At 73.3% G+C, this 13,598-nt stretch carries 9 protein-coding genes, 1 tRNA gene and 1 pseudogene; 6 read left to right on the top strand and 5 right to left on the bottom strand.

The genetic code is table 11. The features are described 5' to 3' along the window. Nucleotides 1-123 precede the first annotated feature (123 nt). Nucleotides 124-1,776 (top strand): IclR family transcriptional regulator domain-containing protein, encoded by a 1,653-nt coding sequence (locus tag IO29_RS30430; RefSeq protein WP_234307704.1) that lies wholly within the window; start codon nucleotides 124-126, stop codon nucleotides 1,774-1,776. Nucleotides 1,777-1,875: 99 nt separating this feature from the next. On the opposite strand, the gene IO29_RS30425 is transcribed toward IO29_RS30430, so the two are convergent. The 3 genes from IO29_RS30425 to IO29_RS30415 all read right to left on the bottom strand — a co-directional run bounded on the left by IO29_RS30425 (nucleotide 1,876) and on the right by IO29_RS30415 (nucleotide 4,879). Beyond that, a complete protein-coding gene (locus IO29_RS30425) occupies nucleotides 1,876-2,565 on the bottom strand; it encodes a ScbR family autoregulator-binding transcription factor (protein WP_051708030.1) in 690 nt (229 codons plus the stop codon). 154 nt (nucleotides 2,566-2,719) lie between these two features. Continuing rightward, on the bottom strand, nucleotides 2,720-4,012 hold the full coding sequence (locus IO29_RS30420; RefSeq protein WP_030383317.1) for a cytochrome P450 family protein: 1,293 nt from the start codon (nucleotides 4,010-4,012) through the stop codon (nucleotides 2,720-2,722). A gap of 159 nt (nucleotides 4,013-4,171) precedes the next feature. Next, nucleotides 4,172-4,879 (bottom strand): ScbR family autoregulator-binding transcription factor, encoded by a 708-nt coding sequence (locus IO29_RS30415; RefSeq protein WP_030383316.1) that lies wholly within the window; start codon nucleotides 4,877-4,879, stop codon nucleotides 4,172-4,174. 341 nt (nucleotides 4,880-5,220) lie between these two features. Between IO29_RS30415 and IO29_RS30410 the strand changes: the two genes are divergently transcribed. Beyond that, complete coding sequence (locus IO29_RS30410) at nucleotides 5,221-7,362, top strand: acyl-CoA dehydrogenase family protein (RefSeq protein WP_078618583.1); 2,142 nt, start codon at nucleotides 5,221-5,223, stop codon at nucleotides 7,360-7,362. Nucleotides 7,363-7,395: 33 nt separating this feature from the next. Here the strand turns inward: IO29_RS30410 and IO29_RS30405 are convergent, their stop codons facing one another. Further along, on the bottom strand, nucleotides 7,396-7,605 hold the full coding sequence (locus IO29_RS30405) for a hypothetical protein (protein ID WP_030383314.1): 210 nt from the start codon (nucleotides 7,603-7,605) through the stop codon (nucleotides 7,396-7,398). Between the two features lie 311 nt (nucleotides 7,606-7,916). Beyond that, a complete protein-coding gene (locus IO29_RS30400; protein ID WP_030383313.1) occupies nucleotides 7,917-9,152 on the bottom strand; it encodes a glycosyltransferase family 2 protein in 1,236 nt (411 codons plus the stop codon). Nucleotides 9,153-9,648: 496 nt separating this feature from the next. On the opposite strand from IO29_RS30400, the gene IO29_RS30395 reads away from it, so the two are divergent. The 4 genes and pseudogenes from IO29_RS30395 to IO29_RS39825 all read left to right on the top strand — a co-directional run bounded on the left by IO29_RS30395 (nucleotide 9,649) and on the right by IO29_RS39825 (nucleotide 13,470). After that, nucleotides 9,649-11,154, top strand: coding sequence for a cellulose binding domain-containing protein (locus IO29_RS30395; RefSeq protein ID WP_051708029.1), 1,506 nt, complete (start codon nucleotides 9,649-9,651; stop codon nucleotides 11,152-11,154). 287 nt (nucleotides 11,155-11,441) lie between these two features. Next, on the top strand, nucleotides 11,442-12,479 hold the full coding sequence (locus IO29_RS30390; RefSeq protein WP_030383311.1) for an SAM-dependent methyltransferase: 1,038 nt from the start codon (nucleotides 11,442-11,444) through the stop codon (nucleotides 12,477-12,479). A 264-nt stretch (nucleotides 12,480-12,743) separates the two neighbouring features. After that, nucleotides 12,744-12,816 (top strand) — tRNA-Arg (locus tag IO29_RS30385). A gap of 325 nt (nucleotides 12,817-13,141) precedes the next feature. After that, nucleotides 13,142-13,470: pseudogene (locus IO29_RS39825) on the top strand (ATP-binding protein). The last annotated feature ends 128 nt before the right edge of the window (nucleotides 13,471-13,598 follow it).

Below are 13,598 nucleotides of genomic sequence, written 5' to 3'. Positions count from 1 at the left end.
GGCGCTGAGGGAGCAGGTGCCGTTCGCTTCTGTGAGACGGCGGAGGACGGCGATGCCGCGGATCAGGGGGGCGACGGCCTCCGCGCGGACGCCCCCGGCGTCCCCGCGGAGGCCGTCGCCCCCCTGATCCGCGGCATCGCCGTCCTCCGCCGTCTCACAGAAGCGAACGGCACCTGCTCCCTCAGCGCCCTCGAACGCTCCAGCGGCCTCGCCCGCTCCACCGTCGACCGCATCACCGCCACCCTCGCCCGCATGGGCTACGTCCGCCTGGAGCACCGCGACGTCCTCGTCGCCCCCCGTCTGGCGGAACTCGGCAACGCCTACCTCGCGGCCCTGCGCCTGCCCCGGCTCCTGGACGGCCACGCGGACGCGCTCGCCGACGAGCTCGACGAGTCCGTCTCGCTCGCCGTCCCCGACCAGGACGGCATCCGCTTCATCCACCAGGCCACCCGCCGCCGCGCGATGTCGCTCAGCTTCCGCATCGGCGATCTGCTGCCCGCCGAGCGCACCGCCCCGGGCCCGCTGTTCGCGACCGAGTGGGACGAGGCGGACTGGGCGCGCTGGCGCGCCCGCCGCGCGGCGGACCCCGAGGACCGCGGCTTCCCGGCGGTCCCGGCCCGCAGCCGCCCCCCGGCCGGCGCCACCGGCGACGCCCCGGGCGACGACTTCGAGGAGCGCGCCGCCACGGCCGCCCGCGACGGCTGGGCGTTGGACGACCAGCTCATCGAACCCGGCCTGGTCGCCCTCTCCATGCCGGTCCGGGAACCGGCACCGGACGCGCCGGGCTCCGGGACCGCCGCCGCCCGCCGTATCGCCTGCGTCGTCAGCATCGTCAGCCACACCCGCCGGCACACCGCCGAGGACCTGCGCGAGAGCCTGCTGCCCCGGCTGCGCACGGCGGTCGCCGCGATGGAGCGGGAGCTGGCCGCGGCCCCGCCGGCGGCGCCCTCCCCCGCACCGGCGTCCGGGCTCGCCCGGTGGACCGGCGCGTCCAAGCAGGAGCTGGGCCGGGAGTTCGTCGAGTCGCTGGCCCGGGGGCTGACGGTGATCACCGCGTTCGGGGAGGGCCGCGCCGAGCTGACGCTGAGCGAGGTCGCCGAGGCCACCGGGCTCGCCCGGGCCACCGCGCGCCGGGCACTGATCACCCTGCGCCACCTCGGCTGCGTCACCGCGCAGGGCCGCGGCTTCCGGCTCACCCCGCGCGTCCTGGGCCTCGGCTTCCCGCCGCTGTCCCGCACGACGCTCGCGGAGATCGCGGAGCCGCATCTGACGGCGCTTTCGCAGTACCTGCACGAGTCGTCCTCGCTCGCGGTCCTCACGGGCGACGACGACATCCAGTACGTCGCCCGGGCCTCCGCCGGCCGGGTGCTGAGCGTCCATGTCTCGGTCGGCACCCGGCTGCCCGCCCACCCGACCGCGCTGGGCCGGGTCCTGCTGGCCGGCCGCCCCGACCCGCGCCTCCCGGCCGTGCTGCCGGCCCCGACCGGGCGCACGGTCACCGACCCGGACCGGCTGCGGGTGATCCTGGACGGCGTACGGCGGCAGGGGTACGCGCTGGTCGACGGCGAGTTGGAGGAGGGGCTGCGGTCGGTGGCCGTACCCGTGCGGGAGCGCGACGGACGGGTGGTCGCCGCGGTCAACGTCGCCCTGCACAGCGGCCGCCGCACCGCCGAGGCGTGCGAGACGGAGATCCTCCCCCGGCTGCGCGAGACGGCCGCCCGTATCGAGGCGGACCTGCACGTGGCGGGACGGTTCCGGCGGGTACCGAGCGTGTAAAGCCCTGGCCGGGCAGCGAGCGCGCGCGGCGCCGGCCGGGCATCCAGCCCGTGCGACCCCGGGCGGGCATCCGGCGCGCGCGGCCCCGGCCGGGCGCCCCTACGGTGTCGCCGGTGCCGGTCGGGGTGCGCGGCCGTACACCGCCGGGTCCCGGGCCGGCTCCGCCCGACGCCCGGCCGGCACCAGCGCGCGCCGTACCGGGCCCGCGGCCACCCGGGGCAGCAGCAGCGTCCAGAACCGGGTCAGGGTGGGCCGGCCCAGCCAGCGCCCGTCGTGCCCGCCGAGCGCGACGAAGCCGACCGTCGCGCCCACGACCGCGGTCGCCAGGTCCCGGGGCTGGACGTCCCCGGCCAGCACCGCCTCGCGGCCGGCCCGGGCGGCGGCCCGCTCCACCCACTCCCGCCAGCGCGCGTACAGGTCCTCCCGCTCCCCGGACCCCACCGCCGTACCGTCGCTGAGGTCGAACCCCGCGCGCAGTACGGCGTCGTGGGCCAGCCCGTCCAGCAGGGCGTGGCTCGCGTCGACGAGCGCCTGCAACGAGCCCCCGTACTGCGGCGACGGCCGCTCCGCCGCCGTCATCCGGTCGAACCGCTCGGCCGCCGCCCGGCCCACCGCCGCGGCGAGCGCCGCCTTGCTGGCGAAGTGGAAGTGCAACGCCCCGTTGCTCACCCCGGCCCGGGAGCTGATCCCGGCGAGGGAGGCGAGTTCGAAACCGTCCCGGGTGAACAGTTCGGCGGCGGACTCGATCAACGCGTTCCGCGTGCGTACCGCACGTTCCTGCTTGGCCATCGGTCGCTCCGGGCTGCTGGAGGGTCGAGCGAAACTAACAAACCGTTCGCGCTGTTTTCAAGCGGGCGCACAAGGCGTGAGACGCGGACGGGCGCACCCGGAGGCGCCCGGCGCGCGCCCGCCGCGCGCCGGGTGAACGCCCCTTCGTCGCAGCTCAGTCGGTACGCAGCACGACCGGAAGCCGGGCATATCCGCTGACGATGAAGGACGGCACCCGCCCCAGCTCCTCCACCGGAAGAACAGACTCCAGATCCGGGAAGCGGGCGAAGAGCGCCGCGAGCGCGGTCGTCGCCTCCAGCCGGGCCAGCGGCGCGCCCAGGCAGCGGTGGGCCCCGTACCCGAAGACCAGGTCCTCGCGGCGGCCCGGCCGCAGCAGATCGAAGGCCGCCACGCCGTCGCCACCCTCGCTGCCCTCGCCGCCCTCGGCGCTTTCCCCGTACGCCTCCGGATCGACGGCCGCCGCGGCGAAGTTGACCAGGATGGGCTCGCCGCGCGCGATGCGTACGCCGTCCAGGTCGATGTCCTCGACGGCGAACCGCATCGGCGAGTAGGCGGCGGGCCCGTGCGCGCGCAGGGTCTCCTCGACCACGTCCGCCCAGTCCGCGCGCCCCGCCCGGACGTGCGCACGCTGCTCCGGGTCGGCGCAGAGCGCGGCGACGGCGTTGGTGAGCAGCGTGCAGGTGGTCTCCTGCCCGGCGGCGATCATCAGGTAGAGCGTGCCGAGCAGTTCGGGCTCGGTGAGACGGGCGGTGCCCGCTCCGGGGTCCCCCTCCTCGTCGTCGTCGCGGACCGCGATGAGCGCCGAGGTGAGGTCGTCGCCGGGACGGGCCCGTTTCTCGGCGACCAGTTCGGCGAGCATCCCGAACACCTCCTGCTGCGCCGCCGCCATCTCCGCGCCGGGCACCGCCGTACCGAACACCAGGTCGAGCAGGCCGCACAGCCGCTCACGCGACTCCTCCGCGACCCCGAACAGCTCGCAGATCACGCGCATCGGCAGCACGTTGGCGAACTCGGCGCGCAGGTCGACCTGTTGGCCGGGCGGCAGCGCTTCGAGCCGGTCGAGCAGCGCCTCGGTGATCTCCTCGATCCGGGGCCGCATCGCCTGCGTACGGCGGGCGGTGAACGCGGCGGCGACCAGGCGGCGCAGCCGCGCGTGGTGCTCCCCGTAGGAGAAGAGCATGTTCTCGTTGGCCACCCACGGGTACAGCGGCCAGTCCGGGCCGATCTCCCCGGCCGCGAACGCCGGCCAGTGCCGGCGGCCGTCCTTGGAGACGCGGGGGTCCATGAGCAGCCGCTTGAGGTACTTCTGCCGCACGACCGCCCAGGCGGTGACCCCGCCGGGCAGTTCGACGCGCGCGGCGGGGCCCATGGCCCGCAGGTGCGCGGCCTCCCCGGCCGGGTCGCGTCCGGCGACGTCGAGGGCGTACGGGCAAACGTCGGGGTCCATCCGTGCACTCCGTTCGATCGGGCAGGTGTGGGCGCCGCCGGGAGGTGGCGCGGGGCGGGGCAGCGCGGGGCGGGACGGGGCGAGCAGGGCAGAGCGAGCGGGTCGGGATGAGCGGCGAGTGGCGGGCGGCACGTGGCGGGGCGGCGGGGCCCGTTGGGGTCAGCCGGGCGCGGCGGCCTCGCTGTCGGTCCGCGCTTCCGCTTCCGCCTCTCTGCGGCGCAGTGCCGCCTCGTACACCTTCGGTCCCCGCTCGGCCGAGAAGTCGAGGCGGACCAGGACGCCGGGCGCGGCGACGGCCGGCATCAGGTAGCGGTAGAGGTCGGCGACGCGTTCCGGCAGGTCGGCGCGGTCGGTCATGATCCGCGAGAGCACCTGCACGCCGGTGAACGCGCCGACGAAGAGCCGCGCGAGGTTGGCGACATCGACGTGCGCCAGGATCTCGCCCCGGTGTCTGGCCTCCTCGAACAGTGCGCGGTTGTGCTCGGTCCAGTCCCGCATCGGCACCCGGCGGTTGAGGTTGTCCTTGGCCGAGCCCTGGTCCACGGTCAGGCGCACGCTGCCCTGGACCATGGGGTCGCCGGTGCCGCCCTGCAACAGATGGGCGAGCAACAGCGCCTCGTCCAGGGACTCCTGGAGCTTCAGGTCCTGCTCCGGCACCCGGGGCAGGGAGGAGACCTGCGCCGCCAGGACCTCCTGGGCCAGTGCCTCCTTGGACGCGAAGTGGAAGTAGAGGGCGCCCTTGGTGACCCCCGACCGGCGCAGCACGTCGGAGATGGTCGCCGCCTCGTATCCGACCTCGTCGAACACCTCGGCCGCGGCGACCAGGATGGCCTGCCGCGTCCGGATGGCCCGCTCCTGCCGCGCCACTCGCACCCCGCCCCGTTCATCTGTTCGAGGAATGTCCGCGAGGAACATCCTCAAGGAATGCCCGGACAGTAAAACCAGCCGCACGGTTTTTTCAACCCTGCCGGGAACAGCCCCCGATGCCCCGCTTGTTCCGGCTTCTGCACCCCTCCGTACCCTCCCGCCCCTTGCCCCTCTACGATCTTCACGAAGTCGGAGAGGCATATGCCGGTTGTGGCCCTTGAAAAGAAAACCGGCCGGTCCTTATCTTCGACGTCCGGGTATCCGGATCGACACGTTCCGGTCCCACTCTCCACACCGGCCGCCGCACACCAGGAGACCGACCCACCCCAGGGGGGAACTCGATGACCGTCACGACGTCCGAGGCCTTACGGACGGAAGCATCCCGCCGGCTCCTCCCGCCCCCGTCGGGAAGACCGGCCCCCGGGGTGCCGTCCGCGCCGGACGCCGCGCTCGGCGGTGCCGAGGACCCGGGCGCCGATGCCGGAACTCCCCATGCCGCGGCCGATGCCGGAACTTCCCACGCCGCGGCCGATGCCGAGGCCGCCGTCCGGGCGGATCTGACGCGCCTGCTCTTCGCGGACCCCGACCCCGACCGCACCCACGGCACCTGGCGGGAGCTCGTCGCCGGCCCGGCCTTCACCTACCGCCCCGGCCTCTCCCCCGCCGAGCGCGCCGCGCTGTCGTACGACCGTCTGCGCCTCCTCAACGACGCGCTGACCGCCGAAGCTCCCGCCGCCCCCGTGGCGTTCGCGGCCGATCCGCACCGGCTGGCGGCGCTGCACGAGTGGATCGGCCCGGTGGACGGCGGTCTGACGACGCTGGCGAGCATCCACTACAACCTGTTCCTCGGCAGCCTCGTCGACCACGACCACCAGGTCGACCACCAGGGCGACCACGACGGTGGGGCGACGGGGACGCGTGATCTGTCCCCCTTCGCCGCCATGCGCCGCGTCGGCACGTTCCTCTGCACGGAGCTGGAGCACGGCAACGACGTCGCCGCGATGGAGACCGTCGCCGTACTGGACCGCGCGAGCGGCGGCTTCGACCTGCACACGCCGACGCCGGGCGCGGCCAAGTTCATGCCGAACACCAGTCTGACCGGCGGCCCCAAGACGGCCGTCGTCGCCGCCCGCCTCCTCATCGACGGCGAGGACCAGGGCATCTTCCTCTTCCTCACCCCGCTCAGCGACGCGCGCGGTCATCTGCCCGGCGTCACGGTCCGCCGGCTGCCCGAGCGCACCGGCACGCCCGTCGACCACTGTCTGACCTCCTTCGACCACGTCCGGCTGCCGCGCGAGGCGCTGCTCCAGGGCGAGCACGGACGGCTGGCCCCCGACTCCACGCTGACCAGCACGCTCGGCAACCGGCGCAAGCGGTTCCTGCGCTCGATAGGCCGGGTCACGATGGGCAAGCTGTGCATGAGCGCCGGCACGCTGGGCATGGCCCGGGCCGCGGTCACCCTCGCCGTCCGGCACGCGCACAGCCGCCGGATCGCCGGGCCGCGCACGGGCGAGCGCATCCCGGTCGCCGCCCACCGCAGCCACCACGGCCGGCTGCTCGACGCGCTGGCGACGGCGTACGCGATGACGTTCCTGCACCGCGCGGTGGTGGACCGGTTCGCCGCCCGGAGCGACGAGGACCGTGAGGAGGTCGAGCGGCTCGCCGCGGTCGCGAAGGGCTGGATCACCTGGCAGGCCCGGGACATCGCCATCGAGTGCCGCGAACGCTGCGGCGCCCAGGGCCTGTTCCCGGCCAACGGCATCTCCGACCTGCCGGCCAGCATCGAGGGCGGCATCACGGCCGAGGGCGACAACCTGGTGATCTGGGTGAAGGCGGCGTCGGAGATGGTCTTCGGCCACCGGGTCCCGCTCCCGCCCGCCCGCACGACCCCCGGCGACACCGGCGGCCCCGGCGACCCCAGCGGCCTCGCCGCCCCTCCCGGTGGCCTCGCCGGTCCCGGCGGCCCCGGTGATCTCGACGACCCGGCCTTCCTGCGCGACCTGCTGCTCCACGCGGAATCGATCTGGCAGAACCGCGCCCGGACCGCCCTGCGCGAGGGCCCGTCGGGCGACCCGATGGGCCGCTGGAACGCCACGTCGGCACCGGCACTGGAGATGGTCGAGGTCCACGCCTGCCGGGTGGCCGCCGACGCGTTCCTCACGGCGGCCGACCGCGCCACGGACCCGACGGCCCGGGCCGTCCTGCGCGCGCTGTGCCGGCTCTTCCTCCTGCGCCGCCTCCGCGCGCACACCGGCGATCTGCTGGCGGAGGGCCTGCTCACCCCCGACCAGGTGCGGTCCCTGCCGCGCGCCCTCGACGCGGCGACGGCACAGTCGGCCCCGCACCTGGCGACGCTGGCCGACGCCTTCGCCCTCCCGCCGGGCCTGCTGTCCACGATCCCGCTCGCGAACGGCGAGTCGATCACCCGGGCGCCGGATCCGGCGGCGGCGGACCCCGCCCGGGCGACGGTGGATCGGTTCTGACCGGCCGGACGGGTCCCGCCGGGCACCGCGTACTCAGGTGGCCCGGCGGGACCTGATCCGTCCGTTGGCGGTGCGGCGGTCCCGCCGGCGGCGCCTGGCGGACGCGAGATAGGTGAAGGCGGACACGGCGACGGTACCGACGGTGACGACCAGGATCAGGGCGTCCACGGTGGTCGCCCTGGTCACCGCGTAGGCGATGCCCGCGAGCACCGCCACCGCCCCCAGGCCCCTGAGGGTGTTCATCTCGTACGACCTGCTTCCTCGACCTGCTGCTTCGAACGCCTCACCGGACCGCTCCGGCCCGGCTCCTCCACCTCACCGGACCGCTGCGAAGCCGGCTCCTCCGGCCCACCGGACCGCTGCGAACCCGGCTCCTCCGGCCCACCGGACCGCTCCGAACCCGGCTCCTCCGCCTCACCGGACCGCTCCGAACCCGGCTCCTCCGCCTCACCGGACCGCTCCGAACCCGGCTCCTCCGCCTCACCGGACCGCTGCGAACCCGGCTCCTCCGGCTCACCGGACCGCTGCGAAGCCCGCTCCTCCGCCTCACCGGGTCACTTCCACGCGGACACGCGCGTCACGTACGACTTCAGGATCGACGCGACGAGCCAGTACGCCCGGACGACCGTGTACACCAGCTCCGGGATCAGCAGCGCCTCGACGAGCATCGCCTTCCAGCCCAGGTTCCGCACCCGCAGCGCGGGATAGACGACCCAGAAGGCGAACAGCGCCACCAGGAGCGGCTGGTGGGAGAAGCCGTGCACGGCCAGCAGTACGAGCTGCTTGGCGCCCCATCCGAGGATGTAGGCGAAACCCATCAGCCCCATGATCATCGTGGCGATGGAGTGCCAGGTGAACTTGGTCCAGCCGCGCCGGCGCAGGGTGTCCACGGTTCCGCGGCTCCACCGTTCGCGCTGCTGGATGAGTTCACGGAGGGTGGGCATGAGGTCGGTGTAGGCGATGCAGAGCTGGTTGGCCGTCACCTTCCAGCCGGACTCCTTGAGGGCGAGCGTGGTCTCGTAGTCCTCGACGAGGTTGCGGTGGTCCTCCCAGAAGACCTCGCCGCGCCAGTCGATCAGCCCTTGCAGGGCCTCGGCCCGGTAGAAGGAGCCGGCTCCGGACATCGTGTGCACGTCGCGGCGGTAGCGCGCGTTGGCGGCACGGCCGTACTCGATGATCTGCATGCCGAGCAGGAACCGCTGCCAGGGGCTGCGCCACAGATCGGTGCGGCCGAGGCAGGCGGCGCTGACGCCGCCGAGCTCCGGGTCGGAGGCGATGACATTGCCGGCCCGCTCGACGAACCGCGGGTGCAGTTCGGTGTCGGCGTCCATGACCAGGACGTGCCCCACCCGGTTGTTGAGCCGCCCGCCGACCGCCTCGCGCAGCCAGCGCAGGCCGAAGTTGAGGGCGCCCGCCTTCTTGTGCGGGTTGTTGTCGAAGGTGAGGACGACCGTCGGCGGAGTCTTCTCGTCCTCGGCGAACCGGCGCGCGTACTCCTCGGTGCGGTCGGTGGAGTTGTTGACCACGACGACGATGAGCGAGGGCCGGCGGGTCTGCGCGGCGAGCGAGTTCAGCGACATGAGGACGCCGACCTCCTCGTTGCGCGCCGGCACGAGGACGACGGTCTCGTAGACCAGCTCGTCCGGCACCCCGGGCCGCGTACCGCGCCCCGCCCCGGACTGCGCGCCGCGCCCTCGGCGATGCCTGCTGCGGGCGGCGTTCCGCGTCTCGGCGTTCGCCCGCGTCCGCGTGTCGTCGATGTCCGCCTGTGTCTGCGTGTCGACGTCCACGCTCGGCACCGTTGTCCCGGCCACTGCCAGCCCCCCACCCGGTCCATTCACACAACGCCCCTACGTTGTGTTCAGTTGTGTTCGTGAAGTGAAACCCCCTGGCCGGAAACTACCTCATGGTGATCGCACAGCCCAGGGCAAGACCGCGACCCTCCGTGGCACGACGGCTGCGTAGTTGAACCCCAAACCATCTGAATGCGCCCGGCCTTACCACTCAAAAGGCTGATAATTCGGATGCTGGGAGTCGATAAGGCACAGCGAGCGACACTGAGCGACAGTGACGAAAACCACACCACAGGGGCCGGGATGACCGCAGTGTGGAGCACTGGGCGGAGTGTGCCTAGGATGCGCCGGTGATCAGCCAGAGAAACGGCCGTGCCCGCGCTGTGCGACAGATGCCCCAGGCCACGCGCCCGCGGCCGTCCGGGATATCCGCGTGAGCCGCCGCGACACCCGCCCGAGCCGCCGCCGCGGCACCCCCCGACGGGGACGGAACGTGTTCGTCCTCGTGCTGTGCGTGTGCGTCGTCGCGGCGGGCGGTGTGCTGTTCCGCTCGCTGTGGCGGTCCTCGCACGGCGACCCCTCCGCGCTCACGGTCCGTTACCGTACCGGCGCGCCGGCCACCTCGGCGGTGGCCGCGCCGTGGCTGGAAATCATCAACACCTCCGGGAAGACGGTGAACCTGGCGGACGTGAGGCTGCGGTACTACTACACGGCCGACGGCGACTCCGCGTACGGCTCCAACTGCGTGCAGACGGCGCTCGGTTGCTCGCACGTCACCCAGCGCACCGGTGCCTTCGACAAGCCCGCGGAGAAGGCCGACCACTACCTCGAGATCGGCTTCACGGCCGGTACGGGGACCCTGGCGCCCGGCGGCACCAGCCAGGGCATCGGACTACAGCTCTACCGCGTCGACCACGCGAAGCTGAACCAGGCCAACGACCGCTCGTTCAACGCCGACGACACCACGTACTCGGCGTCGAAGCTGGTGACCGCCTACCTCGGCGGCACCCATGTGTGGGGCGAGGAACCGGACGGCACGGCACCGCCGGGGGCCGGGGCCTCCGCGGCCGCGCTCCCGAAGTCCGTCCTCTTCGACGACTTCGCCTACGCGGGCCCGCACGACCCGGCGCTCAAGACGAACGGCTGGGAGGTCCGCGACGACGAGGGCGGCCCGGGCATCAAGGGCACGTGGTCGACGTCCGGCGTCAGCTTCCCGGCGGGTGAGAACGGCGGGAGCAGCGGGGACGACGGGAGCAGCGGGAGCACCGGGAGCAGCGGGGACGACAGAAGCAGCGAGAGCCCCGGGGGCAGCGGGAGCACCGGCGGCAGCGGGAGCACCGGGAGCAGCGAGGAGGACCGTGGGGACGGCGGCCAGGCACTGCGGCTGGTGGCCCGCACGGACGGGACGAAGCGCGGCACCCGGCAGGCGGAGTTCCACACCGCCCGGCCCACGTTCTTCACCGGCACGCTCGTCGCCCGGGTGTACTTCGGCGACGAACCGACGAGCGGCAAGGACGGCGACCACATCGCCGAGTCCCTCTTCACCATCTCCCCCGACCACACCTCGTCCAAGTACAGCGAACTCGACTACGAGTACATGCCGAACGGCGGCTGGGGCAGCCTGGGTCCCCGTCTCGACACCACCAGCTGGCGCGACAGCACCCGCAACGACCGCGTCACCAGCTCCCACACCCGCAAGCTCAGCGGCTGGCACACGCTGGCGATCACCGCGGTGAAGGGGAGGACCACCTACTCCGTGGACGGAGAAACCCTCTTCACCAGCGGCAGCCGTCACTTCCCCCGCGAACGCATGACGATCAACATGAGCACCTGGTTCATCGACCTCCCCTTCAAGGGGGCGTCCCGCACATGGGACATGCGGGTCGACTGGCTCTACTACGCCTCCGGCGCCACGGTGTCCGCGAAGACGGCGGAGGCCGCGGCGACGGGGTTCGCGTCGGCGGGCGTCCCGTACGTGAACACCCTGCCGGGGTCCTGACGTCCGGGGCGGCCCGGGTCCACGAGGTGTTCGCCGAGGGGTCCGTCTGCCCGAGGGCGACGGACGAACCATCTGCCCGAGGGCGACGGACGAACCATCTGCCCGAGGGCGACGGGCGAACTGCCTGTTCGTGACGGCGGGACTGCCCGACGCCGACGGCCCCGATTGCCCGAGGGGGCCGGTACCGGATCTCGTCGGCGCGGCGGCTTCGTCTCCGCGCCGCCCTCCCGCCAGTCTGACGGCCCGAGCCCGAAGGGGAAGCGATGAGGGAGTCGAGGAGTCGGAACATGGTGGATGAACCGCAGTCGGAACTCGAAGCTTTGCAGGCGGCCCTCGGTGCCCGCGCCCGTATCCGGCAGTGGGCGGAGGGCGCCGAACTGCTCGACCTGCTGCACGCGGCGGCGTCGGAAGGGTGGCTGGAGGCGCTGACCCGGCCCGTCACCGCCGAGGACCTCGCCGGCCTCGGCGGCATCCCGGCCGAACGCGCCCGCCGGGCCGTCGAGGTGTTCCTCGCGGCCGGGGTGGTGCGTGAGGCCGCAACCCCGGGAACGGCACCCGCCTTCACCTTGGCCGAAGACTTCGCCGCACTCCAGGCCGGACCGTCCGGCATACGCACGGACATCGCACTCGACGCCGTCGACGCGGCCCGCGACCGGGTCCGTACGGCGCTGTCGGCGGACGCGCCGTACGACTGGCAGGAGGACGCGCTCGTCGTCGCCCGGGACTGGGGCATGCTGCCCTCCGACGCCTCACGCGCCCTGTTCGGGATGGCCTACGCGGAACTGCCGGAGTACCACGACCGGCTGACCGCGGGCGGCCCGCTCCTCGACGTGGGCAGCGGGGTCGGCGGAGCGCTGCTCAGCACCGTGACGGCGTACCCGGAGCTGCGCGCGGTCGGCGTCGAACGGGCCGGCGACGTCGTCGAGGAACTGCGGAACCGGGCCGAAGCCGCCGACGTGGCCTCCCGCGTGGAGATACGCCACGCCGACGCCCGGCACCTCGACGACGAAGCCGTCTACACCGTCTGCTACTGGGCCCAGGCGTTCTTCCCCCACGGCACCCGCGAGGTCACCCTGGCCGCCATCCGCCGCGCCCTCACCCCCGACGGCCTCCTCCTCGTACAGGAACTGACCCCACCCCCGGACGACTCCTCCCCCGCGACCCCGAGCGCGTCCCTGGACGCACTCCTCGCCGACTGCCGCGGCATCCCGCCGGTGGCGAGCGCGGAGTCCCTGACCACGGAACTCCGAACCGCCGGCTTCACCGACGTCCAGGTGGTCCCCACCCCCGTCGGCCGCCTGGTCCTCGCCCGAAACGGAGGATAGAAACGGTGGCCGCGGCAACGGCCCCCACCACGGTGGGCCCCACCACGACGGGGCCCCACCACGGCGGAAGGCCCCACCACGGCGACGGCCCCCACTGCGGCGGCGCGCCCCACCGCGGCGGCGGGCCCCGCCACCCCCACCGCACCCCACACCCAGCAGCCCACCCGCTACACTGGCCGCGGCGAGCAGACCCTCACCGTCCGCTCACCCATCTGTCCACGACACGTAGCTCCCACCACGGACACGCTCGTCGACGGATACCCCGCCTTCGTAGCTCAGGGGATAGAGCACCGCTCTCCTAAAGCGGGTGTCGCAGGTTCGAATCCTGCCGGGGGCACAGCAAAAGGGCCAGCTCAGGAGGGTTACCTCCCGGGCTGGCCCTTCGCCGTGTCCGGGGTCGTGCCACACACGTGCCACTAGATGCCACGTGGATGCCACATCCCTAGCCGGAGGCCGCTCCCCCACCCTCGCGGATCATGGCCCCGAGCCGATCCGCGACGGCCCGGTCACGGTCACTGGTCATGTGCTGATAGATCAACGCGGCCCGCGAGCTGCTGCTGTGCCCCATCCGCGTCATCAGCTCCCGCGTGCTGGTCCCGGCCGTCGAGGCCAGCGTGTTGCCTGTGTGCCGCAGATCGTGGAAGTCGGGATTCCTCGAAGAGGTGAGCCGGGCCCGCCGCTGGACCCGCGACATCCTGCGCGGATCACCCCTGGCCGAGGACGCCGAACTGATCGTGAGCGAGCTGAGCGCGAAGGCGATCCTGCACACAGCCAGCGGCCAGGACAGCGGCACCTTCCACCTGGGACAGACAACGGAGGGACGACCACGGCCCCGAAGGTCGAGCACCAGGACCAGGACGCCGAACACGGCCGGGGCCTGGGCATGGTCAGCGCACTGGCCCACCGGGTCATCGTCCACACCACCCAGGCTGGCCACACGGCCGCAGCCGAACGCTTCACGAACCCTCGGCCAGGACCCCACCCATGCTGACGACCCCCCACACCAATCTGCCGGACATGAGAGCTCGTAACACGATCATGGTGAGACGCGGTCTACCTTGTTGGGGTGTCGTCCCTCGCTGTTACTGCTTCTTCGCACTCATCGGCGTCTGCCGCCAT

The sequence above is a fragment of the Streptomyces sp. NRRL F-6676 genome, assembly GCF_000725625.1.
Taxonomy (GTDB): domain Bacteria; phylum Actinomycetota; class Actinomycetes; order Streptomycetales; family Streptomycetaceae; genus Streptomyces.
This window is presented reverse-complemented; position numbering and strand designations above follow the sequence as displayed.